Annotated in this window: 25 protein-coding genes and 3 pseudogenes; 13 read left to right on the forward strand and 15 right to left on the reverse strand. The window is 37.4% G+C overall.

What is annotated here, in order from left to right; all coding sequences use genetic code 11:
* Window position 1 precedes the first annotated feature (1 nt).
* On the forward strand, window positions 2–1,369 hold the full coding sequence (gene dcuC / locus AAFX60_005720) for a C4-dicarboxylate transporter DcuC (GenBank protein ID XDF78628.1): 1,368 nt from the start codon (window positions 2–4) through the stop codon (window positions 1,367–1,369).
* Window positions 1,370–1,459: 90 nt separating this feature from the next.
* On the opposite strand, the gene AAFX60_005725 is transcribed toward dcuC, so the two are convergent.
* Window positions 1,460–2,716, reverse strand: a complete 1,257-nt coding sequence (locus tag AAFX60_005725; GenBank protein ID XDF78629.1) for an adenylosuccinate synthetase — start codon at window positions 2,714–2,716, stop codon at window positions 1,460–1,462.
* A 135-nt stretch (window positions 2,717–2,851) separates the two neighbouring features.
* On the opposite strand from AAFX60_005725, the gene AAFX60_005730 reads away from it, so the two are divergent.
* From AAFX60_005730 to AAFX60_005740, 3 genes are all read left to right on the forward strand, one after another.
* Window positions 2,852–3,742 (forward strand): LysR family transcriptional regulator, encoded by an 891-nt coding sequence (locus tag AAFX60_005730; GenBank protein ID XDF78893.1) that lies wholly within the window; start codon window positions 2,852–2,854, stop codon window positions 3,740–3,742.
* Window positions 3,743–4,017: 275 nt separating this feature from the next.
* Complete coding sequence (locus tag AAFX60_005735) at window positions 4,018–5,412, forward strand: glutamate decarboxylase (GenBank protein ID XDF78630.1); 1,395 nt, start codon at window positions 4,018–4,020, stop codon at window positions 5,410–5,412.
* A gap of 90 nt (window positions 5,413–5,502) precedes the next feature.
* Window positions 5,503–7,380, forward strand: a complete 1,878-nt coding sequence (locus AAFX60_005740; GenBank protein ID XDF78631.1) for a transporter — start codon at window positions 5,503–5,505, stop codon at window positions 7,378–7,380.
* A 10-nt stretch (window positions 7,381–7,390) separates the two neighbouring features.
* Here AAFX60_005740 and AAFX60_005745 read toward each other — a convergent pair whose 3' ends face one another.
* Window positions 7,391–8,293 (reverse strand): LysR family transcriptional regulator, encoded by a 903-nt coding sequence (locus tag AAFX60_005745; protein XDF78632.1) that lies wholly within the window; start codon window positions 8,291–8,293, stop codon window positions 7,391–7,393.
* Between the two features lie 152 nt (window positions 8,294–8,445).
* Between AAFX60_005745 and AAFX60_005750 the strand changes: the two genes are divergently transcribed.
* Window positions 8,446–8,838, forward strand: a complete 393-nt coding sequence (locus tag AAFX60_005750; GenBank protein XDF78633.1) for a DoxX family protein — start codon at window positions 8,446–8,448, stop codon at window positions 8,836–8,838.
* 9 nt (window positions 8,839–8,847) lie between these two features.
* Complete coding sequence (locus AAFX60_005755) at window positions 8,848–9,714, forward strand: pirin family protein (GenBank protein ID XDF78634.1); 867 nt, start codon at window positions 8,848–8,850, stop codon at window positions 9,712–9,714.
* 30 nt (window positions 9,715–9,744) lie between these two features.
* Here the strand turns inward: AAFX60_005755 and AAFX60_005760 are convergent, their stop codons facing one another.
* The 3 genes from AAFX60_005760 to AAFX60_005770 form a co-directional block, all read right to left on the reverse strand.
* Window positions 9,745–9,942 (reverse strand): hypothetical protein, encoded by a 198-nt coding sequence (locus AAFX60_005760; GenBank protein XDF78635.1) that lies wholly within the window; start codon window positions 9,940–9,942, stop codon window positions 9,745–9,747.
* Window positions 9,943–10,089: 147 nt separating this feature from the next.
* Window positions 10,090–11,544 (reverse strand): DUF1214 domain-containing protein, encoded by a 1,455-nt coding sequence (locus tag AAFX60_005765; GenBank protein XDF78894.1) that lies wholly within the window; start codon window positions 11,542–11,544, stop codon window positions 10,090–10,092.
* 48 nt (window positions 11,545–11,592) lie between these two features.
* The gene (locus tag AAFX60_005770) at window positions 11,593–13,191 is read right to left on the reverse strand and encodes a DUF1254 domain-containing protein (GenBank protein XDF78636.1); all 1,599 of its coding nucleotides are present in this window, start codon (window positions 13,189–13,191) and stop codon (window positions 11,593–11,595) included.
* Window positions 13,192–13,355: 164 nt separating this feature from the next.
* Between AAFX60_005770 and AAFX60_005775 the strand changes: the two genes are divergently transcribed.
* Window positions 13,356–14,294 carry a LysR family transcriptional regulator gene (locus AAFX60_005775; protein ID XDF78637.1) on the forward strand — a complete coding sequence of 313 codons (939 nt, stop codon included), beginning with the start codon at window positions 13,356–13,358 and terminating at the stop codon, window positions 14,292–14,294.
* Here AAFX60_005775 and AAFX60_005780 read toward each other — a convergent pair.
* The 8 genes and pseudogenes from AAFX60_005780 to AAFX60_005815 all read right to left on the reverse strand — a co-directional run bounded on the left by AAFX60_005780 (window position 14,269) and on the right by AAFX60_005815 (window position 19,190).
* A pseudogene (locus tag AAFX60_005780) lies at window positions 14,269–15,221 on the reverse strand (DUF2860 domain-containing protein). The gene AAFX60_005775 and the pseudogene AAFX60_005780 sit on opposite strands and share 26 nt — an antisense overlap.
* Before the next feature lie 89 nt (window positions 15,222–15,310).
* Window positions 15,311–16,123, reverse strand: a complete 813-nt coding sequence (locus AAFX60_005785) for an AraC family transcriptional regulator (protein XDF78638.1) — start codon at window positions 16,121–16,123, stop codon at window positions 15,311–15,313.
* Between the two features lie 11 nt (window positions 16,124–16,134).
* On the reverse strand, window positions 16,135–16,740 hold the full coding sequence (locus AAFX60_005790; protein ID XDF78639.1) for a LysE family translocator: 606 nt from the start codon (window positions 16,738–16,740) through the stop codon (window positions 16,135–16,137).
* 6 nt (window positions 16,741–16,746) lie between these two features.
* Complete coding sequence (locus AAFX60_005795; protein ID XDF78640.1) at window positions 16,747–17,388, reverse strand: molybdopterin-dependent oxidoreductase; 642 nt, start codon at window positions 17,386–17,388, stop codon at window positions 16,747–16,749.
* Between the two features lie 13 nt (window positions 17,389–17,401).
* A pseudogene (locus AAFX60_005800) lies at window positions 17,402–18,159 on the reverse strand (formylglycine-generating enzyme family protein).
* A 4-nt stretch (window positions 18,160–18,163) separates the two neighbouring features.
* A complete protein-coding gene (locus tag AAFX60_005805; protein XDF78641.1) occupies window positions 18,164–18,559 on the reverse strand; it encodes a DUF2000 domain-containing protein in 396 nt (131 codons plus the stop codon).
* Window positions 18,532–18,861: a hypothetical protein gene (locus tag AAFX60_005810; protein XDF78642.1), complete on the reverse strand. Its 330-nt coding sequence runs from the start codon at window positions 18,859–18,861 to the stop codon at window positions 18,532–18,534. The genes AAFX60_005805 and AAFX60_005810 overlap by 28 nt, the downstream gene beginning before the upstream one ends.
* A 17-nt stretch (window positions 18,862–18,878) precedes the next feature.
* Entirely contained in the window at window positions 18,879–19,190 is a 312-nt protein-coding gene (locus AAFX60_005815; GenBank protein ID XDF78643.1) for a hypothetical protein, read from the reverse strand.
* 184 nt (window positions 19,191–19,374) lie between these two features.
* Between AAFX60_005815 and AAFX60_005820 the strand changes: the two genes are divergently transcribed.
* Window positions 19,375–19,848 (forward strand): DUF2127 domain-containing protein, encoded by a 474-nt coding sequence (locus AAFX60_005820; GenBank protein ID XDF78644.1) that lies wholly within the window; start codon window positions 19,375–19,377, stop codon window positions 19,846–19,848.
* Between the two features lie 93 nt (window positions 19,849–19,941).
* Here AAFX60_005820 and AAFX60_005825 read toward each other — a convergent pair whose 3' ends face one another.
* Entirely contained in the window at window positions 19,942–20,526 is a 585-nt protein-coding gene (locus tag AAFX60_005825) for a TetR/AcrR family transcriptional regulator (protein ID XDF78645.1), read from the reverse strand.
* Between the two features lie 144 nt (window positions 20,527–20,670).
* Between AAFX60_005825 and AAFX60_005830 the strand changes: the two genes are divergently transcribed.
* The 3 genes and pseudogenes from AAFX60_005830 (at window position 20,671) to brnQ (ending at window position 24,026) form a co-directional block, all read left to right on the forward strand.
* Entirely contained in the window at window positions 20,671–21,363 is a 693-nt protein-coding gene (locus AAFX60_005830) for a glutathione S-transferase C-terminal domain-containing protein (GenBank protein ID XDF78646.1), read from the forward strand.
* 44 nt (window positions 21,364–21,407) lie between these two features.
* Window positions 21,408–22,267, forward strand: a pseudogene (gene yghU, locus AAFX60_005835) (glutathione-dependent disulfide-bond oxidoreductase).
* A 433-nt stretch (window positions 22,268–22,700) separates the two neighbouring features.
* Complete coding sequence (brnQ, locus tag AAFX60_005840; GenBank protein ID XDF78647.1) at window positions 22,701–24,026, forward strand: branched-chain amino acid transport system II carrier protein; 1,326 nt, start codon at window positions 22,701–22,703, stop codon at window positions 24,024–24,026.
* A gap of 76 nt (window positions 24,027–24,102) precedes the next feature.
* On the opposite strand, the gene AAFX60_005845 is transcribed toward brnQ, so the two are convergent.
* Window positions 24,103–24,717: a porin family protein gene (locus AAFX60_005845; GenBank protein XDF78648.1), complete on the reverse strand. Its 615-nt coding sequence runs from the start codon at window positions 24,715–24,717 to the stop codon at window positions 24,103–24,105.
* Between the two features lie 336 nt (window positions 24,718–25,053).
* On the opposite strand from AAFX60_005845, the gene AAFX60_005850 reads away from it, so the two are divergent.
* Window positions 25,054–25,911 carry a winged helix-turn-helix domain-containing protein gene (locus tag AAFX60_005850; GenBank protein XDF78649.1) on the forward strand — a complete coding sequence of 286 codons (858 nt, stop codon included), beginning with the start codon at window positions 25,054–25,056 and terminating at the stop codon, window positions 25,909–25,911.
* The gene (locus tag AAFX60_005855) at window positions 25,902–26,381 is read left to right on the forward strand and encodes a hypothetical protein (protein XDF78650.1); all 480 of its coding nucleotides are present in this window, start codon (window positions 25,902–25,904) and stop codon (window positions 26,379–26,381) included. Before AAFX60_005850 ends, AAFX60_005855 begins: the two co-directional genes overlap by 10 nt.
* Window positions 26,382–26,473: the final 92 nt, after the last annotated feature.

Genomic DNA, 26,473 nt, shown 5'->3' on the forward strand with positions numbered 1-26,473 from the left:
CATGGCTTCGTTATTACTTGTTCTTATCGTTGTTGTAATTGCGGCAAGGATGATTTTAAAGGGGTATAAAGCTGAACCTACTTTATTAATGTCAGGGATGGTATTGATTTTCGCAACTGGGCTTTTTGGCTGGGGGCCAATGTTGCCTGCTTCGGTTACATCGACTAATTTTTCAGGATTTGAGCCCTTTAAATACATACAATTTTTAATGGGGTATCGAGCGGGAGCGCTGGGGTTAATGATTATGGCTCTGGTCGGTTTTGCTGATTATATGAGTCATATTGGAGCTAACGATGTTGTCGTTCGTTTAGCCACTAAGCCACTAAGTCGTATTCAAAATAAAAACATTATGTTGTTCTTTGCTTACTGTATGGCAAGTATCTTACAACTGGCAATTCCTTCAGCTACCGGTCTTGGCGTGTTATTGATGGGAACACTTTATCCTGTGATGTTGGGATTGGGGATTTCTCGTGGTAGCGCCGCGGCGGTTATTGCTAGTTCATTAGCGGTAAGTTTTACGCCAACAGGGGTTGATGCAATACGTGCAAGTGAAGCTTTAGGTATGGACTTGATGAGTTATGTTTCTCATTATCAAGCTCCAACATCGGTAGCAACAATGGTGGTTATCGGTATTATGCATGTTATTTGGCAGACACAGGTTGATAAAAAGCATCCTGAACAATTCGAACAAGCATCAATTGAGCAGACACAAAAAGAGGAAGTGTTAGCACCTAGTTATTATGTCATTTTACCTTTACTTCCTATTATTATGGCTGTTGTGTTTTCTAAATTGGTCATTTCAACGATCAATATGGATGTGACGACGATTGTATTTGTTTCAATGTTTGTTGCTATGTTGTGTGAATGCATAACGAAAAGAAGTTTAAAAACGGTTTTTGATGGTTTCAATGTGTTCTCAAAAGGAATGGGGAGTGCATTTAGCAGTGTGGTTGTATTATTAGTTGCTGCTGGTGTTTTTGCTTATGGAATTCAAGCGACAGGAGCGATTACAAACCTAATCATGATGGCTAAATCAGTGGGTTTACCAAGTGTAGCGATGACGTTTGTTTTTGCTGTAGTGACGTTAATGGCTGCGGTAATCATGGGGTCGGGGAATGCGCCATTCTTGGCGTTTGTTGAGTTAATTCCTACTATAGCTTCCAGTATGGGAGCCAACGCAGCGGCAATGCTAATGCCAATGCAACAAGCCTCAGCAATAGGTCGAGCAATGTCTCCTGTTTCTGCTGTTGTTATTGCTTCAGCAACGGGTGCCAAGTTAAGTCCATTTGAAGTTGCAAAGCGAACATCTGTTCCAGTCTTAGTAGGCTTTGTGTTTCATTTTGTTATTGTTTACGCTTTTTATAGCTAAATAGTTAATCAAATAAGTACTATCATAATAAAAAGCCACACTACCTAAAATTCCCAAAATAGGTATGTGTGGCTTTATTAGTTTATTAGATTAACGGATGATAATTTGCTCACGCTCAGGACCAACAGATACCATGCTTACTGGCACTCCCATTAACTCTTCAATACGTAATACATAAGCTTGAGCCGCTTTTGGTAGGCTTTCAAAAGTACGACAACCTGTAATATCTTCTTCCCATGCTTCCATTTTTTCGTACACAGGACTTAATGCTGATGTTTGAGGCCAAATAGGGTTCTCAGTGTGCTCACCAGCATAAGAAGTACAGATTCTAAGATCTGCCATACCACTTAAACAGTCGATTTTTGTTAATGCGATTTCCGTTGCTGCTTGCAGTTCAACACCGTTGCGTGTTGCTACCGCATCAAAGTAACCCATATCACGCGGACGACCTGTTACTGCACCATACTCGTTAGCTGCTTCACGGAAGTTATCTTGCTCTTCCATTGCAGTGACTAATGTACCTGTACCAACCGAAGAACTAAACGATTTCGCCACAGCAATAACACGTTCAGGACGTAACGCAGGTAAGCCACTGCCGATTCCAGCATAAGCTGCCGTAACATTTGAAGACGTAGTCCATGGGTATTCACCGTAAACTAAATCACGGCCTGCACCTAGTTGTGCTTCAAACAATAAGTTTGCGTCGTTTTTCTGCATTACTTTTAGTGGTTCAGTAACATTACAAATAAATTCACGCCAAGGAGCAGTCACTTCTAATAACCATTCTGTCATTTCTTCAGCGGTTTGGCTGAAGTCACAAGTAGGATAAAGCGCTTTCAGCTGTGGCATTTTCCAATCAAGCATGAATTTAATACGCTCAAGAAGTACATCAGGTTGTTTTAGCCAACCAACAAGAATGCCTTTTTTCATAACACGGTCGCCGTATGCAGGAGCAATACCTTGACGAGTAGAACCGTAAGCACCATCACCTAAACGTAATTCTTCTAATGTATCTTCAAGTGCATGGATTGGAAGGCAAAGTGTTGCACGATCAGAAATGTGCATTTTAACTTCGATGCCAGCGGCTTTTACTTCAGCAATTTCTTCACTTAATGCTGCAGGGCTAATAACCATGCCAGGGCCAAGAACCGCTGTACAGTTTGGGTTAAAAATACCGCTTGGAAGTTGGTGTAGCTTAAAGGTACCAAAGTCATTTACAACGGTATGACCGGCGTTATTACCACCTTGAAAACGAATACTTGCAGCCGCTTCAGCAGCAAGAAAATCAACGATGCGGCCTTTACCTTCATCGCCCCAATTAGCACCAACAACAACAATAGACGGCATAACACAAACTCCTTAATGATTAAGACACTATCCTAATATCAGATTTGCAATATGAGAAATTAATTATAATTATCGACTTGATAAGAAATCCATATATCATATTGAGTGAAATATATTCAAAAAGAGAGTATGAGCATGTTAGATCTTCACTGGCTGAAAACCTTCGTGACATTGGCAGAGTTAAAGCATTTTGGTAAAACAGCAGCAGCATTACATATGACACAGCCCAATGTTAGTTTGCATATCAAACAGTTAGAAGCGGCAACCCGCGTGAAATTGATAGAGAGAAATCCTTTTCATTTAACGGAAGCGGGCAATCGCTTATTAATGACGAGCCAAAATACGTTAATGGAGTTGCAAGTATGCCAAGCGGATTTGAATGCGATTAATGATTTGAGTCGAGGAACGTTAACCATTGCAGCAAGCGATATTATCTCGCGTTTATTATTGATAGGGCCATTTCAATTATTTAAGCAAGAATTTCCAGGAATTGATTTCTCATTGCTTAATACCACCTCTTCACAGGCATCTGAGTTAGTAAAAAGTGCAGAGGCTGATTTGGGCTTTGTTATTGCCCAGAAAGAGAGCCAACCTCTGCATTTTACAGAGTTGCAGCAAATAAAATGGTGTGCATTAGGTAATCACCTTGAAGAGTGGCAACACGCGTATTTGGATCCTACAATTGTTGTGGATGAAGAACCGACTTTGATTTTGTTAGGGCATGATACCCGAACAAGAGACTTGTTAGACCTAGCATTACCTTCATTGAAATTACCCAAATATCGAATCATGGAAGTGGGTAGTGTCGATGCCCAAATAGATTGGGCTGAAGCTGGGTTTGGGGTAGCGATTGTGCCTGAGTTTTCTATTCATCCAAAGAGAGATCTCAAAACAAAAGTAACGCCATTACCCGAATTCCCGACAACAAGTTTAGGTTATATAGTTCGTCAAAATCAGATTTTATCTAAGGCAATTAAACAATTATTAAAGTGGGTGGATGACGAGATTATTCGCTCTCAAAAGTAGACATTATTTGTCGTTTTACATTGAATGTAAACTGTCTGGTTTGTCAGAAATGGTGTGGCATTTATGATACTGATTATCATTTTAAAGACAGTTGTGCTCTAAAAAAGGCTGCGAAAGAACGTTGACAATGCTCATTAAAGGGTCTAGAAATGTAACTAAATATTAATGAGTAACTAATTGACAGTATTGTAAATTGCTCATTAATTAAGGCCGAATTTAGTTAATTCGACAGTTTGTATTCTTATTGTATGTTCAATTCAATGGAGCTAAAACGTATGCCTCTTCATTCCAAAAACGCAGTCAGAGATGATCTTCTTGATGATATTTATTCATCAGCTGACCTTTCGTTATCCATGCCAAAATATAAAATGCCTGAACAAGAACATGACCCACGTCATGCCTACCAAGTCATTCATGATGAGCTCATGATGGATGGTAATTCTCGACAGAACTTAGCAACGTTTTGCCAAACTTGGGTTGAAGATGAAGTCCATAAATTAATGGATGAATGTATCGATAAAAATATGATCGATAAAGATGAATATCCTCAAACTGCTGAATTAGAATCTCGCTGTGTGCATATGCTAGCGGATTTATGGAACTCTCCTGACGCAGAAAACACACTAGGTTGTTCAACTACAGGTTCAAGTGAAGCCGCTATGCTAGGTGGTATGGCATTAAAATGGGCTTGGCGAGAAAAAATGAAAAAACTTGGCAAACCAACAGATAAGCCAAATATGATCTGTGGTCCCGTTCAAGTATGTTGGCATAAATTTGCACGTTATTGGGATATTGAATTACGTGAGATCCCAATGGAAGGCGATCGCTTGATCATGACGCCTGAAGAAGTGATTAAACGTTGTGATGAAAATACCATTGGTGTTGTTCCAACACTGGGGGTGACGTTTACTTGTCAATATGAGCCTGTGAAAGCGGTACATGAAGCGCTAGATAAGTTACAAGAAGAGACGGGTTTAGATATTCCAATGCACATTGATGCGGCGAGTGGTGGTTTCTTAGCTCCGTTCTGTGACCCTGATTTAGAGTGGGACTTCCGTCTTCCTCGAGTTAAATCGATTAATGCATCAGGTCATAAATTTGGCCTAAGCCCACTAGGTGTGGGTTGGGTAATTTGGCGTGACGCATCAGCCTTGCATGAAGATTTGATTTTTAATGTGAACTATTTAGGTGGCAATATGCCGACCTTTGCATTGAACTTCTCTCGCCCAGGTGGCCAAATTGTAGCGCAATACTACAATTTCCTACGTTTAGGAAAAGAAGGGTATCGTAAGATCCACCAGGCGTGTTATGACACTGCTGTTTATTTATCATCTGAAATTGAAAAACTGGGTATGTTTGAAATTATCTATGATGGTAAAGGTGGTATTCCAGCAATGAGTTGGTCATTGAAGGAAGGCGTTGATCCTGGTTTTAATTTGTTTGACCTATCGGATCGAATTCGTTCTCGTGGTTGGCAAATTGCGGCTTATGCAATGCCACCAAAACGTGAAGATTTAGTCATCATGCGTATTTTAGTACGTCATGGATTCAGTCGAGATCAAGCGGATTTATTGGTTGCGGACTTAAAACATTGCGTTGAGTTTTTTGCAAAGCATCCTATTTCCCATGGTAGTGATGAGTTGGAATCATCAGGATTTAACCACGGCTAATCCCTTTCGTCGTGATATAGACATTTTGCTTTTTAGATCCTCTATTGTTCTGTAGAGGATCTCTTCTTCCTAAAAATATAGGAAATAATTATGAATATCGGTCAAATAGGTCGTCCATTTACTTGGGTTCGCTCCAAAGGTTGGGTTCAGTTATTTACTTTACTATGTGTTACTTTCTTCAGTCATTTGGCTTTGGCTGAATCATTAGAAAATCAAGCAACTCAAGATGCATCTAGTGTCTTTGGTTTTCTCTTTTCTTATATTGCACAAAATCCGTTTGTGTTTCTTTTCTTAAGCATCGCCATTGGTTATCCATTAGGTAAAGTAACAATAAAAGGGGTTAATTTAGGCTCAACAGCAGGCACCTTAGTGGTTGGTGTGGCTATTGCTTTACCTGCTTTTTCTATTTATGGATTACATATTAATGCACCGGGATTAGTCTCGGACATATTCTTGATGATGTTTATGTATGCAATTGGTATGAAAGTTGGGCCGCAATTTTTCTCTGGTTTAGCTCGAGGCGGTTTAGACTTTGTAGTTATTGGGTTAATTGTTGTTTTTAGTAACTTTATTATCGTGTTCTTTGGTTCTAAATTATTGGATTTAGCTCCGGGTTATGCGGCTGGGATAATTTCAGGAAGTTACACAGTAACTGCTGTTATGGGCGTTGCTCAATCTGCGATTAATTCAGGAGCCGTTAAAGCGCCTGCAGGTATGACACTTGATCAGATCAGTGCCAATATCGCTGCGGGCTATGCTATCAGTTACATTTTATCAAGTGTATTCATTATCTTACTTATTAAGTATCTGCCTGCTATGTTTGGAATTGATCCAGTAAAAGCAGGTAAAGACGCCGAGGCTGAATTTGGTGCTGGTGGGGATACAGAGGCGTTACCAAGTACCAATGGTTTCTCGAATTTAGGTGTGCTTCCTTTGGATATTCGTGCCTATCGTGTTGATCACCAAGAGTTGGTTGGTCAAGATGTTGAATCATTATTTCATCGTTACCCTCATGCTGCGATTCTTAAAGTTGTGCGCGGTGAGGATGTTTATGAAGCATCAGATAATCCAATACTTCAACTTGGCGATATTATTGGTATTCGTGGTGATTACCATGTCTTGATTGAAGGAGGAGAATCCTCTGTAGGTATTGAGGTAGATGAACCAAGAGCACGTAATGTTGATATTGAAGTTGCGGATATTCACCTAGGTAAATCGGAATATACAGGTAAAACGATAGAAGATATCAGTAAAGAAGTTGGTTTTGGTATTTATATGAAAGCTTTGTTTAGACAAGGGCATCAACTTCCTATTTTACCTCAAACCATTGTCGAAGTAGGCGATGTTATACGTGTGGCAGGGTCTGATTGGTGCGTTAAGCAAGCCGGTAAGAAACTGAACAGTAATCCAATTGTAGAGAGCACGCTAACGGAGACTTTTTACTTGGCACTTTCTTTATTGATTGGTTACGTTTGTGGTCACTTTAGCGTTACGTTAGGGGGGATCCCATTTGCTTTAGGCACATCTGCTGGTTGTATGTTGACAGGGATAATATTCTCGTTTTTACGTACTCGTAATCCTGCTTTTGGTGGACCTATGAGTGAAGGGGCTCGTAGCTTCTTACAAGATATCGGTTTGAGTCTATTTGTTGCGGTATTAGCAGCAACTGTGGGCCCTAAAATATTAGCGTCTTTCCAAGGTATTGTTGTGATTAAAATTGCAGTGTTAGGGTTGGTTGCTGCTTTACTTCCTCCATTATTGGCGTGGATTTATGGTTTATACGTTAGAAAAATGAACCCTGCAATTCTGGCTGGTGCTTGTGCTGGTGGACGTAATAGCACACCTGCAATGAAAGGCGCTCAAGATGAATGCCAAAGCGATATGCCTGCAGTCGGCTACCCTGTTCCTTATGCATTAACATCAATGATTGTTCTTGTATTAGGTTATCTGGCGATGGTGCTGTATTAATTTCGTTTAATTACTTATCCCAGTAGGGCTCGTTACCGAAATATTCACCTAAAAAGTCGATTAACATTCGAACTTTTCGAGGTAGGTAGCGGGTCTCTGGGTAAACGGCATAAGCCTTAATAGAGTTGAAGCGATAATCGGTCATGATTGGTATTAGGGAGCCATTTGCTAGCTCTTCCCAGACAATAAATTTAGGTGTGAATAATACGCCATGTCCAGATACCGCCATTGTTTTTAGAAAATCCCCATTATTTGCGATACAAAAGCTTTCCATCGGAACTGTCATTGTTTTGTTATTGTTATCTATTAACTCAACACCGGACAGTGGTTGTTGGCTATACCTTAATAATTTATGAGATTTTAGATCATTAGGTGTTGTGATATGTCCATGTTCCGTTAGGTAATCTGGACTTACACATAATACATGATGGATAGGGGCGAGTGGTTTCGCTCGTAAAGTTGAATTACTCAGAGAGCCAATTCGAATCGCCAAATCAACCCCATCTTCAACTAAATCTATTTTTTTATCCGAAAAATCGATATCTAATTTTAGCTCTGGATGTAACTTTGCAAAATTGTCGAGAGCAGGGACAAGGTGCTTGAGTCCAAAGGTTAATGGAACCGCTAGCTTTAATACACCATTTAATTTGCTACTAGTCGATGATATATGACAATGTAGATCGTCCACTTCATCCAAAATTAATTTACATTTATTCAAATAAACTTGACCAGCTTCAGTCAAACTTGATGTTCGGGTTGTTCGATTAAGTAGCTTCACTCCGAGTTGTTGCTCTAACTCACTAAGGCGTTTACTGATGGCTGATTTGGCAAGATTAAGTCGCTCTGCTGCTCTGGTAATACTGCCAGTTTCAACAACAGTAATAAAAATTCGCATGCTTTCTAATTGCCCCATATCCATTCCTTTATTTGTTTATTGTTCTCTAAATGAGAACAGTGTTTCCTCAGTATTGCTGTTTATCAAGATTTCTTCAATGGCTATTCTTTATACCAAGTGATGAGACATGAAAGATATATGTCTAATTTAATGTATGAAAAGGAAAAATCATGAATAAATTACAACAACTGGCAGCACCAACAGGGCGTTTCTTTTTATCTCTAATATTTGTTACATCGGGTTTAAGTAAAATTACACAATATGAAGGGACGCAAGGTTATATGGAAGCGATGGGCGTACCTGGAGCGTTATTACCATTAGTTATTTTAACCGAAGTTGTTGGTGGTTTAGCCGTGATGTTAGGTTGGAAAACGAGATATGCAGCGTTTGCATTGGCCGGTTTTAGTGCATTATCTGCGTTACTTTTTCATGTCGATTTTTCCGATCAATCTGAAATGACAAGCTTTATGAAAAATATCGCCTTAGCAGGTGGTTTTTTAGTGATATTTGCACAAGGTGCGGGCTCGTATGCGATAGATAATCGTAATAAAAACGAGTCATAGGAGGTTTATATGTCCGAAGTAATGCAAAAAAACAGAACAGTTGTACGAACCATTTCTGGAGTCGAAACATCAGATGGTGATGGTGTAAAACTCACTCGTATTATTGGTACACAAAAGCTAGACGTGCTTGATCCTTTTTTATTGCTGGATTGTTTTGAAAGTGATGATGCTTCAGATTATATAGGTGGTTTTCCAACGCATCCGCACCGAGGATTTGAAACTGTCAGTTATCTACTAAATGGCAAAATGCGCCATAAAGACAGTGCTGGGCATGAAGGTGTTGTTGAATCCGGTGGCGTGCAATGGATGACCGCAGGAAAAGGTGTATTGCATTCCGAAATGCCTGAGCAGGAAGAGGGATTACTGAAAGGATTTCAATTGTGGGTTAATTTACCAAAAGCATCAAAAATGATTGAGCCTGCTTATCAAGAGTATCCACCAGAAACGACACCTTTAGAAAAGCGAGAAAATGGTATTGAGATCCGAGTTATCGCAGGTTCAACAAATCTAGGTACAAAAGGACCAGTGAATAATGTTCATGTTTATCCTACGTATATGGATATCAATATACCTAGAGGACAAATGTTAGAACAAAGCTTACCGTTTGAGCACAATGCTTTTATCTATGTTATTGAAGGTAATGTGGGTATTAAGAGTGATGATAATCAAGTTCAAACTGTTGATATGCGGTCACTCGCAGTATTTGGTAAGGGGCAGAACGTTTCCTTTGTTGCTGATGACTCTTCAGCCCGATTTTTATTTGTTGCTGGTAAACCATTAAATGAACCGATTGCTCGAGGTGGTCCGTTTGTAATGAATACTCGTGCAGAAGTATTACAAGCATTTGATGACTTTAACCAAGGTCGATTCCACTAAGGTTGAAAAGCCATGTTATTTAATATGGCTTTATTTTTTTCTTCGTTTTTTAGGTCTTTTCTTATTAAGAACTTTATTTAATAGTTGTATTTGTTCTTCAGAGAGAGGGTATTTATCCATCATTTGGTTTTGAGTACTTAATAGCATGGTTTTTTCCCAAGGCTTAAACACATCAAATTCAAGTAGAATAGCGTCATTGATTTTTATGAAAAGCTCATAATCGTTCATAAGGATCCTTATTGTTGAGAAGAACCATAACATAAGAAATGTATAGATGAACGTTTTATAGCAATCTAAATGAATAACGGCGCATTTTGTTGATAAAAAAGCCTTCTAGTTTTAGTAACCAGAAGGCTGTTATTTAAATATTATTTTTTATTTCACTTCTTCAAAGTTTGGAAGCAAGGTTTTTGGTTCTTCATCAACAAAAGCTTTTTTCGGTGAGTACGCTCTAAAGTAAACAAACCAACCTTCTTTTTCGTTAGTTTGAACCCAATTTGCCTCAGCAACACCTTTAGGTTTCTTTGGAGAGAAGTGTAAGGTGATTGAGCCGTCTTTATTATAGACCGAACCTTTGATATTGGAGCCCACATCTGCGCGACCTAAATCGTTTTCAATTATTGCTCTATTTTCAACATTATAAACGGTTATTGTCCAGAATAAATCAGCGTACATATCTGGGTTTTTGATGGTTAATGTGTAGTGTTTACCGCCATCTAAGCCGTGATCTTTTTCTCCAGAATAGTAATTATCTAGATATACTTGGCCCCAACCACCATTGTCCATACCGTGCATGGCAATGTCATTGGTTACGGCTTCATAAAACCATGCTGCTCGTCCATCTAAATCCATACCATTATTTCGGTCTTGGTTAGGTGTAGATGCGGTTGCTATTTCCCAAGGATTACCTTTTGGACCATATTCTGCATGATCAAGACGACCGGTTTTATTAAAATCGATATTTTTTGTCATAGCTTCACCAACAATAGCTGCCTCTTTTAATAAAGATTGCTGTTTTGGGGTTGGTGTAAATGGTTTTCCTTTTTCAATGCCTAAAGGGCGTAGCATATCCATCATCATACGATCACGCTCTTGCACTGGATTAGCTTGAATAGCTTGGTTAACGACTTCCCAGAATTCCATACCTCGTGGTTGTTTATGGTCAATCCCACGTTTTACATGATAAATTCCTTTGTTTGTTAATGGGTTACCATTTATATCCGTAATGCCTTTTTGAATGGAATTCATCATGGTTGAACGAACTTTGGCATCTTTATTCATTAAACGCACACCAAAAAAGAAGTCATTAGTATCCATTGCAATTAATGTTGCACCTTTTACTCTTGGTACTGAATTTTCTGCTTTGTAAATGACATATTTCCCAGGTTTAGTCATTTGTTCTTTACCAATTTGCCACATGTTATGAACGGCACCACGTAATTGCGTATCTGGAAGATTAATTACAATTGGTCCATTATTTAAGTTCATATAACCAATTAAATAAGGTGTTGAAGTGTTATAAGTTAAGCCTCCTAGTTTAGACTCGTAACCAGCTTGGTAAACGAGTTGGCCATTTTCTGTTCCCCAAGTTTGGTAGTGATCGTTTTTCCATTTATAGAAACTTACGATCGGTGTTGCCCAAATATATCCTTGTACTGCACGTTGATAATCCAATTCATCAAATAATTTCTGTGATGTTTTGTTAGTTGGTACGCCATGCTCAAAGCCATTTTCAAAGGTGAGTTGGCCACTGCGTGTTTCTAGAGTTTCATAACCTCCAGATGGAAGGTAATCATTAGCGAGTGTAGTGAAGCTTATTGTGCCAAGCATTAAAGCGATGAGTGTTTTTTTCATGTGTTTATCCTATTGAACTGTTGGTTATTTCACGCAGTTAATTTTTTCAAATTCCCCAGGGACCCAAGAACCATCAAATAAACTTTGCTGAGGACCATAAAAACGGATCAAGGAGAACCAGCTGTCATTATCAAATTGCAACCAGTTATTTTTGGCTAATTGCGCATTCTCTGGCGCGGTTGGACCAAAGAATAATGTGACAGAGTCATCACTGTTTTTAATTGGATTATCACGATCGCCAAGTGAAGGCCATTGATGATTTTCAACATTAACACCCGCAGCCGTTGCTGCATCATAAGCGGTGACCGACCAGAATAAGCTAGCAGGTACATCTGCAGGAATGTGTAAAGAGTAATTACAAGAGCCAACTAACGGATTGAGGTCTTTATCTTTATATGCACCAGCGTATTTAGCTCCTGCTCCTATTTTGGCGTTAATCATTCCTGAAGACATAGAATAATGGTTGGTGTACATATGAGTGATAGCATCGACATTGGTGTAGCCGGTTTTTATATTGTGATAATAAGGGTCTGATAGCGCATGATATTGATTCCCTTTGTCAGTTAATGCGTGAGCAACCCACGATGGTGCTTCTTTCCAAAACCATGTATCACCAGTGGTTTTACTTGATTTCTCATCAAAGTTAAGGGCAATCTCTTTGCTAATTTTCCAACCAGTTTGAGCGGCCTTTGTTAGCATCTCTTTTTGCTTTTCAGTTGGTGTAAATTCAACGCCTTTGCTTATTCCAATTGCGGCCATGACACCATTCATATATGGATCAAACGTAGCCAACTCCATATTTTGAACGGCTCTGTTTAATGTTTCATAGAATCGATAATCGTTATCCCAAATCGATTTAGAAGGAACATCAGAGACATTAAAGAATTCCATTGACTCAGCACTGCCATTTAGTGGATATACTTTGATTTCTTTTACTCGATTAACTGCAGGCTCAAGGTTATTCATGTCTTTAAAGAAAGAGCGAAGGAATAAGAATACTTCAGAAGTATTTGATTCATAAATAAAGTATTTATCTGCTAGCTGTGCGTAATCTTCACGCTTTTTATTTGGCGGTAAAATAAGAAATTTCGCCGCTTTACCTTTGTCAGGACCAGCATTACCAATATCACCTAAATATTGTCCACCCGGTTGGTTTTTATCTAATGGACCTCGTAGTGGGTGGTGGTACATATCATCCATTAATGATTGTAAACCTGCGGGATGTTCTATAATTAAAGGACCTGTTTCTTTCATATCTAGCCAGCCCATTGCGTAGATAACATCTGAGTTTGGTGTGGTTATTAATGAATTGGGTTTTAAACGATCTTGGTAAATGGCTATTTTATTATAGGCGGTACCATTCATTAGCTCTGCGTGACCTTCTTGCATCGCTTTCATATTTACAATAGGCAGAGCCCATTGATATAGCATGGATGCACGTTGAAAATAGCTTTCATTTTGAAGGATTTTTTGACTGGTTTCTGTCGGAAATCCACCGTTCATTTCTAAGTTAGCCAATGTTGAATATCTATCTGACATAGAAGATACGGCATCAGGTGAACTGCTCGCAGATGCATTACACGTGATAGCGAAAATTGATATAGCAAGTAAGGTTCTTTTCATGTGTACTCCAATATAAGGCAAAGGTATTTGCTCAACTGAATTACATTGTTGTTTATTTTTGATAACCTAGATAATGAATTGAAGGGATATGAGATATATCATTTAGTCATCATTGGTGGCGTGATTCGTTTATGGTACTAATTTGGATAAGTAAGTAGGACAAAATGAAGCATAAAATTCATCAGCTGGATCTTAATTTACTCAAAGTGTTTACGGTTTTATTAGAAGTTCGTAATACTCGAAAGGCATCTGAACGTTTGTTTTTAAGCCAACCTGGTGTCAGTAGGGCACTTGCTCGATTAAGAGACTTCTTTGAAGATGAATTGTTTATACGCAGTCATTATGGCTTAACGCCAACCCCTAAGGCATTAGAGATTGGAGATAATATTGCGCCTGCAATGACTTTACTTTTTTCTGCTTTAGAACCATCAGATAAATTTGATAGTTCACAGTTAGAGGGAAGAATAAATATCGCTATGAATGGTTTTATTGCTCCGTCCATTGCTTCTAATTTGTGTGGCATTATTTTAGAAAAAGCACCAAATGTTGAAGTGGTATTTTCTAATTGGGACAGAGCAACGCCTGAAAATATTTTGCATGATCAAATACAGTTAGGTTTAAATTATTTTCCATTAGAAATTTCAAAACAGCTTTCTCAGTCGGTACTGACCACCGATCGTTTTGTATTGATTGGACGTAAAGAACACCCTCTAATTACGGGTGAGGAAAGCTTTGAAAATGCAGCTCAATTAGATATTGCGACGCTTGTTATCCCAAATTGGAATGAGCATAAAGCTTATGTAGTTAATTCTTTAAAATCATTAAATAAAGAATGTCGCATGAGGCTGAGAAGCAGTTACCTTGATGTCATTTTAAATTCAATACAACGAACGGATATGCTTTTTCCATGCTCAGAATCATTAGCAAATACCTTAGGTAGTGACTTTCAGAAACTACTATTGCCAGATGATGTTATTCAACCGGGTGGAGAAATAGGGCTTGTTGTAGCGAGTAAAAATCGGAGAACTCCTTTAATTAAATGGTTAAAGGAGTGTACTCAAGAGGCGGCCGCTGAGATTAAAACTTATAATTTAAGCCAGTAGAAATAATGTATTCAGAGTTATCGTAGAAAGTGATATTTGATTGTTCTGTGCCATATCCAGCAAAAGCAACGAGCGACCAATCTTTCCAATCCATGATATTTTTGTATTCATAAGCAGCAAACAAACTGAGTTTATTATTCTCACGTGTTTTATTATAAATCGGATTTGTCGATTCATATTGACGTTGAGCATAACCGGCAGTTAATACAATTTGATGTCTTTGCATTAATTTAAATACGCTGAGTTCTACACCGTATTGGTCGTATGAATTTGCTTTACCCTCGCAGAAGAGGATTGATAAATAATCGATGGCATCACAAGCATTGTTCTGCTTAGTGGTTGTCTATATTGTCCTTTTAAATAAATCGTATTAGCGTCGCGTTTTAACTCATCGATAACCTTGTCGGTGTCTATTTCTTTTGTTGCAAAGGCACTATCAAGGCTAAAGTTTGAACCTGCAATATTTTTCAATTGAAAACGAAATGCATTGCCTGATTCATCTGTTTTTGTTCGAGATTGATTGACTAAATATGGGTTTTCCCACGTCTCACTTGACATGATAGTAGGAAGAATAGCGAAATCCATGACCATTCTGGATTCAAATTGATATCTATAACCTACCTCTAACACAACAATACCTGTTGCCACATCCTGACGGCTTGTACCTGTATATACTTGCTGATTTAGTGCATCACCAAAGGTGTAAGTGATGCTTCCTAGTGGGAACGCAAGAAAACTATCTTCAGAGGTTGGTGCTTGAGTGTTAGATGAAATTGTGTCACTTCCTTCAGTATTGAAGTTAGATGTCGATGAAGCAAAGCCTGCGGTAATTGCTATTTCACCACTGACACCTTCTTGATCTGCAAGTTGAGCCATTACTGGAGATGCTGTTACACATAACATAAGCGATAACTTACGTAAATTCATGAATAGTCAATCCTAGTGTTATTATTATTTAATTAACTATATTGAAACAGTAACGCAGGAATATATCAACAAAGAAGTCGAAGTAAAAATTATAAACTTTGTTTATATTGCTTTGGAGTAGCAGCAACAACACTTTTAAAATTGCGATGGAAGTGGCTTTGGTCTGTAAAACCAAGATCTGTCGCAATAGATGCAATGTTTTCCCCATTTTTTAATAATGATTTAGCTTTATTTATTCGCATAACAATTTGGTAAGCATGAGGTGTAATTCCGTATTGTTTTCTGAATGAGTGGATAAGGTAGAATTCACTTAATCCAGATACTTCAGCAATCTCAGAAATAGAAATATTCTTATCAAAGTTATCTGAAATATATTGATATGCACAATCGATCGCCTTTTTAGAAATGACATCAAGAGAAGGGTTGTTTGTATCTTTTAAAATCAATTCAGAAAAAAAGTTGATTGCTGTCTGTTCTACTTTTATTTTTGATTCATCTTCTATAAGAGTATGAGACAGAGATTGAAAACCTCTATAAATGAAAGGGCAATCAGTATGGGTTATTTGAAAGGGTCTGAATGTATTGTTGTTATCATTTAATATTTGAGATTGTAACTTTGCAATCCACTCTGGTTCTACGTAGAGCATTTTATAACTCCAATTGGTTCCTTTCTGTGGATTACAGGAGTGAACTTCTTCGGGGTTAACTATTACCGTAGAACCAGGGGATATCGTTTGTTTTTTATTTTGATTGAAATACTCACTAATCCCACTATCCACGACACCAATTGAAAATTCTTGATGTGTATGTTTTTTATAGCAGGCGCTTGAATTACTTGAATAACGTAATTCAAACGGAAGAATTGATGATCTTAAAAAGTGAGGATTTGAATTAGCCAACATAACGTCCATTATTATTTTGATATAAAGAATACATACACTACTGTTAGTGCGAGCAACCCTCCCATAATACGATTAAATAACTTATAGTGGATAGGATGTTCGAGATACTTTCCAATGGTAAGGCCTAATAAGGCCCAAGTTGATATACAGCAGTAACATACGATAAAAAATATCACACTAAATGCCCCGAGATCTTCGAGTGGAATCACACCGTTGCTAGAAAATACGGTTACCCCTGAAAGTGAAACAATCCAAGCTTTAGGGTTAAGCCATTGACACAAAAGGCCTTGGAACATAGTAGGAGCGTCGTTTTTCTTTGTTTCATCCTGTTCAGTTTTACTGCTTGTTGCAACCTTATAAGCCAAATAAAGTAAGAAAGCACTGCCAAGATAATTAAGTACTTGTGTTGCAGTATGTGAACCATCAAAGGCTTGTATCAATCCTAAACCTAAAATAATAAGAATAGACACAAACCCAATAGTAGCACCAAAAATATGTGGAATAGTCCTTACATAACCGTGATTTGCCCCAGTAATGGTTGCTAGAATATTTACAGGCCCAGGGGAGAGTGAAGTAACCAAGGCGAACATCGCCATAGCAAGAAATAAAGTCATCATTTGTCCTTAAAATTCAGTGACCTCACCGGTTCCATCAATGAAACGGTGCTCTTGTAAATCAACAATTTTGTAGCGTTTTGCTTTGATTTTCCCTTCTTTACAATATCCTGCTTTTGCTTCCCAAAAGCCCGAGTTAAATTCGGTGGTGAAGTGTAATTCAGAAAGGCATTTAACCCCTTTGTAGCGGTAAAGTGAAAAGTCGATTAGCCTAAGAGGGTATCCTTCTTCAAGGCTTAATGGCTCTCCATCTACATCCCAAACCAACATCGCTCGATTTGTTATGGCTTGTGAATAAGACAGTGTCGAATCGTATTGTCCTTTATCTGTACCAAAGCTTAATTGCTTTAAAAAATGGCTAGTGTATTTGTTCGGATCGATGTCGAGATATTTCATTACATCAGCCAGTAGTACACCAGTCCACGTACGACGAATACTCCAATTACATACGCACACAACACGGCGATTCTCAGTGATTGGCGCTATATTTTTAAGTTCATCTAATGTGATTTCTAGCGGTTTACTTTCATTAGGTAAAAAGACTTTTAATACCTTGGGTGTATTTTCATGCGTTTCTTGTGGCCCTTCTTGATAATATCTTAGAGACGACGGTTTTTTTTCAATAAAAGGGGTCTTTTCAAACTGTTCCATACAACCTCACAACCTACTCTGTAATGTTTTTTACACAACGAAAACCAACAATATTATCTCTTACCGTTGGGGGATAATTATCTCTGCTGGTGCTGCGCATATAATTTTCATCGTGTAAGCCTGAACCGCCTCTCACCACATGATCAAAAGAGATGTCTAAAATACAAAGTGGATCAACATGGTTATCATCCCATGCATAATTTGGTAAATAATTATCTAAACACCATTCTGCAAGGTTTCCCCCATATCTATACAACCAAAAGGAGATCGGTTTTGTGGATGAGCATCCCAGTCTGTTGAGCTTCGATTAAATTCAACTGGTTCACAATCGGGAGCGAAATTCGCGATATTTAAATCTGGCTCTGTATTTCCCCAAGGATACATACGGTTATCATTTCCTTTTGCTGCGTATTCCCACTGCGATTCAGTTGGAAGTTCTTTACCAACAAAACAAGCAAAAGCTTGAGCTTCATGCCAACTGATCCCTGTGACTGGTTTTTTATCCCCATTCCAATTGGGATCATTCCAATATAAAGGTTCAGTAATATTGTGCTCTTGGATGAATTTGAATCCCGTTGTTGACCAATATCTAGGGTCTGAATAACCACCTTGCTCAATAAAAACACGGTAATCTTTATTTAATACTGGGTGTATATCCATAAAGAATGGAGATAGTGAGATGGTTTTTATTGGTTGCTCATCAGAACTTAAAATCGACCCTCTTTGGTAAGGTTGACCTGAAATTAGTACCATATTATTCATTATACTCATCTTATTAACCCCAAGTTTCCAGTGTGTTTATTGATGATTTTTTGGTGCCATAAATTGCGATACCAAGGTATTCAATATCTTCAGGTCTCGTTGCTGCAAGTTTGTCTGAATAGTCTTGGTAGTTTTTGGTTGTTTGAGCCACATTAGAAAAATCAACTAATGTGGCTTCTTCTTTTAAAGATGCTCTTATTTCTTTTATTTTATGAGAAGAGCTTGCCAATATAGGGATCGGAATCGATGTGATTCCGGTATGGATCTCCCCATTTTTATTGACGTTATCAGCACCAATCAGTTCGGGGTGCAATTTACCTAGCGATAATGTTAGAACGGCCGCAGTATTCGCAATTAACCCTTGTGGTAGAGCTTTATCTATTACGAGTACGCATTTGTGGTTATCCATTTAGCCTTTTCCTTTTGACGTTGTTGGTTTTTTATAAAAAGTGCCCATGTCATATTTATTGTTAGGGGCGCTGAAATTTTCTTTAATTGGTATAGTGCGATTGAATCCGAGTTAACAAGACAGCAATCAGAATGTCCTTCAGCAACATGAATGGCAGCTTGACTAGTTGACGTTGAAAGACGGATGTTAAAGCGAGCGTTTGATAAATCGATAACGCTTGGATTGGCTGTTTTTATCAAGTCATCTAAACGAGAAAGTGGAGCATGATGTGTATCTATATTGATGATTTCGTTATTGTTCACTTTTTGCTGTAGTGCATTTATGTCTTTACAGCAAAGATGATAAGCAGGGGAGAAAAAAAGAAGGAACCAGAAAGTAATGTCTTTGGGTTCATATAGAAAAAGTCAGTTTTTTGATATGCATTTGCAACTAATAAGGCTGCGCTATCGGATAACTCAACATAGTCTGATGCCTCTTCAAACGTATCGAAAAGCAGTATTTTTAATGGGCGATTGATAAGAGTCGAAAAATAGTTTGCGGCGGCTTCACTGCTTGAGCTCTTAGGGCCAAGCGTAGCAACCGTGCTGATATCGTTATTATCTCTAAGCCAAAAATAATTTTGATCCATCATTCTTTACTAATCCATTTGTAATTTTTATTAGATTAATTCAATGAGATAGAGTGATATTGTACAAAATTGCTTTTTGAATCTAATTAATAAATAACTTTTAAAGCGGAAGATAAAGGCAGATACTTCGACTCTTGTTAAGCACTGTTGTCTATAAACAGTGTTCATCGTTATAAAAGAGAAAAACATGAAAGTAGTAAAAAAAGGGTTGCGAGCCGTTGCGGTATTAGAGGCTTGTAAAGGTATAGCATCTCTTTTGGTTGGATTTGGTTTGCATGTTCTTGCTGGTCATAATATGCGTCAACTTGCTGAAAATATCGTTAGTCGTTTGCATTTGAATCCGGCAGGGCATCTTCCTAGTATTTTTATTCATGCTGCTAGCGGATTAACTGATGCACGAATGGGGTTATTAGCTATTGGCGCATTAGTTTATTCTGCAATTCGGTTAGTTGAAGCTTATGGTTTATGGCAAGGTCTTGTATGGACTGAATGGTTTGCTTTGGTGAGCGGCGCTATCTATTTACCTTTTGAAATTTATGAAATGATTTTTCATACAAATCTTTTGGGTATTGGTGTCTTTTTTATTAACGTATTTATTGTGGCTTATATGGCATATGCGCTGTATAACGAAAGAAAAATGCAAAGGGAACACTCACTATAATCTTTAGTTCATTGTTGCTCATTTGTGCTGATATTTTACTATCCGAGCATTTATATGTTCGGATCAGTATTGTTCCACACAAGTAAATGATATTTAGAATGGGTAGTGACTAAACATATTATCCAGCATATTCTGTAATGGAAGGTCGCTATCTACAGTGCGTGCGTAGGTTCTTAATCCTGCTATTTGGACCTGAACAAATTGAGCAAGCTGTTTTGTATCTTTCTCTTTCTCTATTTCTCCAATCTCTTGCGCTTGTTTTAATACCTTTTCAAATTCAGATTCCATTATCTTCAAAGAGCGTTTTGCTTCAGTTAATAATTCTTCATTTTCATTCGTTAACTCAGTGACCGTTTTTACTAACATGCACATGCCACTTGGCGCACTAGAGCGTTTCTCTACAACAATGTTATGAATAAATGACTTAAGCCCCAGTAAAGGAGATTTTTGTTCATGACAGCATTGTTCTAAATGCAAAATACCAGATTGAGTGTAACGCTGTAACGATTCTTTAAATAATCCTTCTTTGCTGCCAAAGGTGGCATAAATACTTCCTGGACGCATATCTATCACTTCTTGAAGATTACGCATTGATGTCCCATGGAATCCTTTCTCCCAATAAAGATCAACTGCTTTATCAACAACTTGTACGCGATCAAACTTCGAATTTTTAGCCATAAGAATATGCCTTTAATAACTTTCTTGAACATTTGTTCAAATATTATCTTGAACGATCGTTCAAGTCTAGTTATATTGTTTTTAGCCCAACGAATACCAGTCGGTTGTAATGCTGGTTTATTTTGTCATTAGAAGGATATCAATATGCTTAAGTTTTATTTTCATCAAACACCTAACCCAATGAAAATTGCATTATATTTAGCTGAAACTGAATTGCCGTTTGAGTTAATGCCCGTAGATACATTAAAAGGTGAGCAGCATACAAAGGAATACCGAGCGATTAATCCAAATGAGAAAGCACCTGCAATCGTAGATGATGGAGTTCGTGTTTTTGATTCAAGTGCGATTTTACTTTATTTATCAGAAACGAGAGGAAAGCTTGGTGGCAAAGCAGAAGACCGCGCCGAGATGCTTTCATGGCTATTATTTATCGCTTCGGGTCTAGGTCCATTTTCCGGTCAGTCGGTACATTTCCGTCATTTTGCACCTGAAAAATTACCTTATGCAATCAACCGCTATTTATCTGAAGCACAGCGTCACTATGACGTTTTGGATAAACACCTTGAAGGTCGTGAATATATTGTCGGTGATGAGTTTAGTATTGCGGATATTTCGGCATGGGGTTGGATTGATAAAGCGACAGTTGTTTTAGGTGAAGAGGGATTAGCTCCTTACCCAAATATTCAACGTTGGTTTGATGGTATCAATAGTCGTCCTGCTGTTGAAAAAGCACGGAATATAGCAAACAACGTTGAGTTTAAATCAGAGTTTGATGAAGAGGCTAATCGTTCTCTTTATCCGCAAAATTTTGCCAAAAGCGGAAGTGCTAAACACTAATATTATTTTTATAAAAATAGTTATATCGTTTTTTAGGAGTCAGTATGGAACAACAATATATCCCACCTAAAGTGTGGTCCTTTGATAGTGAAAGCGGTGGTGAATGGGCGAAAATTAATCGTCCAGTTTCAGGTGCTACACATAAAAAGCAGCTACCAGTCGGCAAACATGATTTACAACTTTATTCGATGGGGACACCAAACGGACAAAAAGTGACAATCATGCTTGAAGAGTTGCTAGAGCTAGGAATAAAGAAAGCGGAATATGATGCGCATTTAATTAAAATTAGTGAAGGCGATCAATTCTCATCTGGTTTTGTTAATGTAAACCCTAATTCTAAAATTCCAGCTCTTGTTGATTCTTCAGGAGAAGTGCCAATAGAGGTCTTTGAATCTGGCTCTATCTTGTTATATTTAGCAGAAAAATTTAATGCGTTTATACCAGAAGCACCTGAAAAGCGCGTAAAAGTGATGAACTGGTTATTTTGGTTACATGGTTCTGCACCATATCTTGGTGGTGGTTTTGGGCATTTTTATGCTTATGCACCAGAGAAATTTGAATACCCAATTAACCGTTTTACGATGGAAGTAAAACGTCAGCTAGATGTATTAGATAAGCAGTTAACTAAGAATCAATATATTGCGGGAGATGAATATACTATTGCAGATATGGCTATCTGGCCGTGGTATGGCAATTTGATTCTTGGTTATTTATATAATGCTGAAACGTTTTTGGATGTAGGTAGTTATGTTCATGTGAGACATTGGGCGAAAATGATATTAGCGAGAACTGCTGTCCAGCGTGGACGTGTTGTGAATAGAACATGGGAGAACCATGGGAGCAAGTTCCAGAGCGTCATAGTGATAAAGATATTACCGAAGTTTTAGTGCTTAAACCTGAATAACTTATGGTTACTATAGTTAAGCCAAGGATTTGATGTGAGGCATTAAATCCTTGGCTTTTTAGATTTAATATATAGATAAGACAACTAATCATTGTTGAGATAATAATATTTTTAACTATAACAGTGTTTACAATGAGAGTTATTACTTATATATTGATTTGGTTACCACGATAAATAACTAGGAAATTTTTCATGCTTTCTCTAACAGTCCAACAATCTGTTGCTTTGTGCAAAATGATGCTCGGATCTGTATCGCGTGTAACATCAACAATTATTGCAGTCATTCTAGTGATTATTAACTAGGCTGGCGGCACTTCCGTCAGCCGGGCTGACGGAGAATAGTCAAACTCCTTCTTATATTTTCCCAGCCAAACTGACGGTCCATAATAAAAGCTACTAGGGTATAGCCCAATAGCAAAAGAGGACTTGTACATTGAAAAAACACAACTTGCTTGCGATTGGTCTAATGACTTTTGCCATGTTTCTTGGCGCAGGGAATATCATCTTTCCTCCTTTTCTTGGTTTAGAGGCAGGAACACAATACTTACCAGCAATGTTAGGCTTTTTGCTTACTGCTGTTGGTTTACCATCTTTGACATTAATTGTATTAGGTCGATTAAGTAGTAGTGCTCAGCTAACACAGGCATTACCAAAGCCACTTTCCATTGCCTTTTGGTTTCTTTTGTTTACCGCTATTGGTCCCGCATTTGGTATGCCAAGAGCAGTAACGGTTGCTTACGAAATGGGAATTAAGCCATTTGTTGAAGGCGATCACTTACTTATTTTCTCGGTATTATTTGTTGGTGTAACACTATTACTCGCATTTCAACGTGGAAAGTTAGTCGATTATATTGGTAAGGTAATGACACCCTTACTTGTACTAATGTTGGCCGCTTTAGCTGTTGCAGCTATCGTCACGCCTTTAGGCGCTTTCAATACACCGAGTGCTGATTATCAATACAAAGCCGTGACGAGTGGTTTAATTCAAGGCTACATGACAATGGATGCCATTGCAGCAGTTGGTTTTGGTTGGATCATTATCAAAGCAATTCAAGATAAAGGTTGTGAGTCACCAAAAGAGATTTTCCATGCAACGCTTAAAGTAACGTTTGTTTACGCTCTTTTGATGTCTGCATGCTATTTAGCTATGGCATACGTTGGCGCTACTTCTGCTTCTATTTCAGAAGGGGCAACGAATGGTGGTGAGCTACTAACTCGTTATGTTGCAGAGATCTTTGGCCCATTAGGACAGTATTTATTGGCGGGCATTATTATTATGGCTTGTTTAACTACTACTGTCGGTTTAACCAATGCATGTGCTGAATATTATCAACAAACATTTCGTTCACCATTTGCCGTTACTGCGATCATCGTAACGGTACTTACTGGCGTTATTGCTAACTTTGGTTTAGAGCAAATTTTAGCGATCAGTTTACCAGCAATTCTGATCCTTTGTCCGATAGCCATTGCACTTGTTTTAACCGCATTGTTTGTGCCGACAACGAAACAAAATTTAGCGGCTTACGTAGCAATTGTATGTATAACACTTGTATTTGGTAGTTTAGATGCGTTACATATTCTTGGTTTATTACCAGAATCATTGGCAACATTGTTAAATGAGTATGTACCTTTGTTTGAAGCGCACGCAAGTTGGTTCTTACCTGTATTCGCAGCTATTGCTATTAGTAAGTTATTAACCAAGAAAGTGATGAACGGTGATGCGGTAGAATTATCAGAAAAAGCGGTAAATCTAAAATAAACAATAATCTTTTTTTAAGAAAAAACGGGTAGCTTTTGGCTACCCGTTTTGATTTGTATTCGCAATAAGTCGTAACTTAGAACTTGTAAGTTGCACCTGCGTAAAAAGTACCAATATTCATTGCGTAGTCATCAGAGTAGCTGTAGTAACCGTAATCTTGATATACGTTCTCTTCAATAAACATATCACCTTCATAAGCTACACGGAAAGCCAATCCACTTAGTGCTTTTGGTGCATATTCAACACCTACACCGTAATGGAAAGACGTATTATTTTCACTTAGAGAGTGGCCTAGTACATTCGTTGATGATTCTAATGAACCTAAACCAACGATACCAAATGGGCGCCAGCCGCTATCAAATGTATAACCTAGGTTTGCAGCTAGTGAGATAGACGTTGATTCAATATCAATACCTTTAAAGCCAGCTGCTTTAGCAGTAGGATGGTTTACATTGATGTCACCATATTTTGTGTATTGAAGTTCAACAGTAACAATACGATTGAATTGGTAGCCACCCATGAATTTAAGGGTTGAATCATCAGCATTGATAGAAGCGCCTGTGTAATCAAATGCGCCACCATCATCAAAAGTGGTTGCACCCAAGCCAGCACCTAAGTAAAAGCCTGAAATGTTATCGTTAGCATTAGAAAATGCTGAAAATAATACCAATAAAAGTGCAATTTTTTTCATGGGATTCTCATTTATAAATTGGGAAGGAAAAGTAGGGGGCATTATAAGAAAGTTGCTTATAGAGTCTAAATGGAAAACTCACATTTGTTTTTTGTTTGTTTTTTTATTTGTTTTAACTAAAGTTGTTGAAGGTTTTTTTGTCTCAACTTGATGTTTAATAAGCATTTATTTTACTAAATAGTGATATGGCTCTAAGAATTATTGATTTGTCAGTTTTTTTAGGTAGACTCCAGAGTTTTATAAATGAAACCAATGCCTCTTATTTGAAGATGTATTTTTTGTGTGATTTATATGAATCAATTTTCTTCTACTTATATTTTTCACTATAAGGCTTAAATGCATAAAATAATTATTGCTAATTTAGTGTTAGAACCTGAAAGCAGAACGTTAACAAACCAGTTTGGTCACAAAGTAATGTTAAGACCATTACCTTATGAAGTGTTTAGATTATTGCTTGATCAGCAAGGAAAAAGTGTATCTCGTGATCAACTATTTAATGTTTGTTGGGAAGGTATGGTTGTTACCGATCAGGCATTAACGAATGTTATTTCGAATTTAAGACGTAATTTAGTGCAATTAAAAGCAGAGAACGTAACGATTAAAACAGTAAGTAAAATCGGTTACTTACTTGCTATAGAGCAGCCAATCACAATCGTTGAAAATACGAATGAAATTGCACCTTTAAAAAAACAATCAGAACCATCATCTGTTGCCAATAAGATAAATAAAAAAGAAGCGTTTAATAGAAAAACAGCTGATGCAATACTTAAACAATTATTGACCAAACCTTCTGTTAAATCAGTAAGTTGTTGTTTTTTCCTAGTTGCGATGATTATTGTTGGTGTCGTGTACCAAAGGTACATATCAATACCGCACTTTTTAGTGAGCAATAATTATGAGCACTTTAGTGTCAATAACACGGATTTTTATTTGCTAAATAAGACAAAAGAAAAAACAGATATAGAGAAGATCAAATCTGGTATTGAATCTTTGAATTTGGCTGAATGTAATGCAAATGTTTACATTAGGATGTATGACTCAGTATATGAGGATGATACGTACTCCTTAAAAGGATACATAGAAGCAAAAAATAATAATAGAAATGGAAACTATTCGTTAAGTCAATTTTCATATGATAATTTGCCAAACATCATTGGTGAAGCATTAAAAAGGGCGAAACTAGTATGCGATTAGTTAATTTGGTTTTATTGCTTATACTAGTGGGATTGGCATTTTATAAATTTAGCTTTAATGATACTGAGCTCGCTGGTTCTCGTTGGGCATGTAATGAATTATCTAAAAATTTTATTTCAGAACCGTATAAAAAATACCAAGAAATAACAGAGAAAGATGTACTCTATTTTGCTTCATCATCTAATTTAACTATTTTTCAAACTGGTGAGTTAGTTTTCAAAAATGGAGAGCGTCATAAGTATGAAGTTATTATTGATGCGAGCTATAAGGTTAAAAAGAATAAAATATCACTAAAGTATACAAATATAGACTGGCATTATAAACCCGCTAAATCTCCAGTTTTTGTTCAAGATTTGGACTCATTAAAAGGTTTTGAAACAGATCTTAACTATATTATTAATGACGAACAATTGTATTTTTATAATCGAAAAAAACATGAAAATACAAACTATCTTTGTTTCTCTTTATAAAGTAACAATTCACTAAATTTGGTTATTTGTTAAATAAAATAACCAAATTAGTATTTGATTTGTATTCTCTTTGTGAAATAAAACTGCTTTAA

The organism is Aliivibrio fischeri (assembly GCA_038993745.2).
In the GTDB taxonomy this organism is placed as follows: domain Bacteria; phylum Pseudomonadota; class Gammaproteobacteria; order Enterobacterales; family Vibrionaceae; genus Aliivibrio; species Aliivibrio fischeri_B.

What these genes read in the sequence shown, in the direction of transcription:
- dcuC (XDF78628.1), top strand. Translation starts at nt 2, where the DNA reads ATGGCTTCGTTATTACTTGTTCTTATCGTTGTTGTAATTGCGGCAAGG.
- AAFX60_005725 (XDF78629.1), bottom strand. Translation starts at nt 2,716, where the DNA reads ATGCCGTCTATTGTTGTTGTTGGTGCTAATTGGGGCGATGAAGGTAAA.
- AAFX60_005730 (XDF78893.1), top strand. Translation starts at nt 2,852, where the DNA reads ATGTTAGATCTTCACTGGCTGAAAACCTTCGTGACATTGGCAGAGTTA.
- AAFX60_005735 (XDF78630.1), top strand. Translation starts at nt 4,018, where the DNA reads ATGCCTCTTCATTCCAAAAACGCAGTCAGAGATGATCTTCTTGATGAT.
- AAFX60_005740 (XDF78631.1), top strand. Translation starts at nt 5,503, where the DNA reads ATGAATATCGGTCAAATAGGTCGTCCATTTACTTGGGTTCGCTCCAAA.
- AAFX60_005745 (XDF78632.1), bottom strand. Translation starts at nt 8,293, where the DNA reads ATGGGGCAATTAGAAAGCATGCGAATTTTTATTACTGTTGTTGAAACT.
- AAFX60_005750 (XDF78633.1), top strand. Translation starts at nt 8,446, where the DNA reads ATGAATAAATTACAACAACTGGCAGCACCAACAGGGCGTTTCTTTTTA.
- AAFX60_005755 (XDF78634.1), top strand. Translation starts at nt 8,848, where the DNA reads ATGTCCGAAGTAATGCAAAAAAACAGAACAGTTGTACGAACCATTTCT.
- AAFX60_005760 (XDF78635.1), bottom strand. Translation starts at nt 9,942, where the DNA reads ATGAACGATTATGAGCTTTTCATAAAAATCAATGACGCTATTCTACTT.
- AAFX60_005765 (XDF78894.1), bottom strand. Translation starts at nt 11,544, where the DNA reads ATGCTTGGCACAATAAGCTTCACTACACTCGCTAATGATTACCTTCCA.
- AAFX60_005770 (XDF78636.1), bottom strand. Translation starts at nt 13,191, where the DNA reads ATGAAAAGAACCTTACTTGCTATATCAATTTTCGCTATCACGTGTAAT.
- AAFX60_005775 (XDF78637.1), top strand. Translation starts at nt 13,356, where the DNA reads ATGAAGCATAAAATTCATCAGCTGGATCTTAATTTACTCAAAGTGTTT.
- AAFX60_005785 (XDF78638.1), bottom strand. Translation starts at nt 16,123, where the DNA reads ATGTTGGCTAATTCAAATCCTCACTTTTTAAGATCATCAATTCTTCCG.
- AAFX60_005790 (XDF78639.1), bottom strand. Translation starts at nt 16,740, where the DNA reads ATGATGACTTTATTTCTTGCTATGGCGATGTTCGCCTTGGTTACTTCA.
- AAFX60_005795 (XDF78640.1), bottom strand. Translation starts at nt 17,388, where the DNA reads ATGGAACAGTTTGAAAAGACCCCTTTTATTGAAAAAAAACCGTCGTCT.
- AAFX60_005805 (XDF78641.1), bottom strand. Translation starts at nt 18,559, where the DNA reads ATGGATAACCACAAATGCGTACTCGTAATAGATAAAGCTCTACCACAA.
- AAFX60_005815 (XDF78643.1), bottom strand. Translation starts at nt 19,190, where the DNA reads ATGATGGATCAAAATTATTTTTGGCTTAGAGATAATAACGATATCAGC.
- AAFX60_005820 (XDF78644.1), top strand. Translation starts at nt 19,375, where the DNA reads ATGAAAGTAGTAAAAAAAGGGTTGCGAGCCGTTGCGGTATTAGAGGCT.
- AAFX60_005825 (XDF78645.1), bottom strand. Translation starts at nt 20,526, where the DNA reads ATGGCTAAAAATTCGAAGTTTGATCGCGTACAAGTTGTTGATAAAGCA.
- AAFX60_005830 (XDF78646.1), top strand. Translation starts at nt 20,671, where the DNA reads ATGCTTAAGTTTTATTTTCATCAAACACCTAACCCAATGAAAATTGCA.
- AAFX60_005845 (XDF78648.1), bottom strand. Translation starts at nt 24,717, where the DNA reads ATGAAAAAAATTGCACTTTTATTGGTATTATTTTCAGCATTTTCTAAT.
- AAFX60_005850 (XDF78649.1), top strand. Translation starts at nt 25,054, where the DNA reads ATGCATAAAATAATTATTGCTAATTTAGTGTTAGAACCTGAAAGCAGA.
- AAFX60_005855 (XDF78650.1), top strand. Translation starts at nt 25,902, where the DNA reads ATGCGATTAGTTAATTTGGTTTTATTGCTTATACTAGTGGGATTGGCA.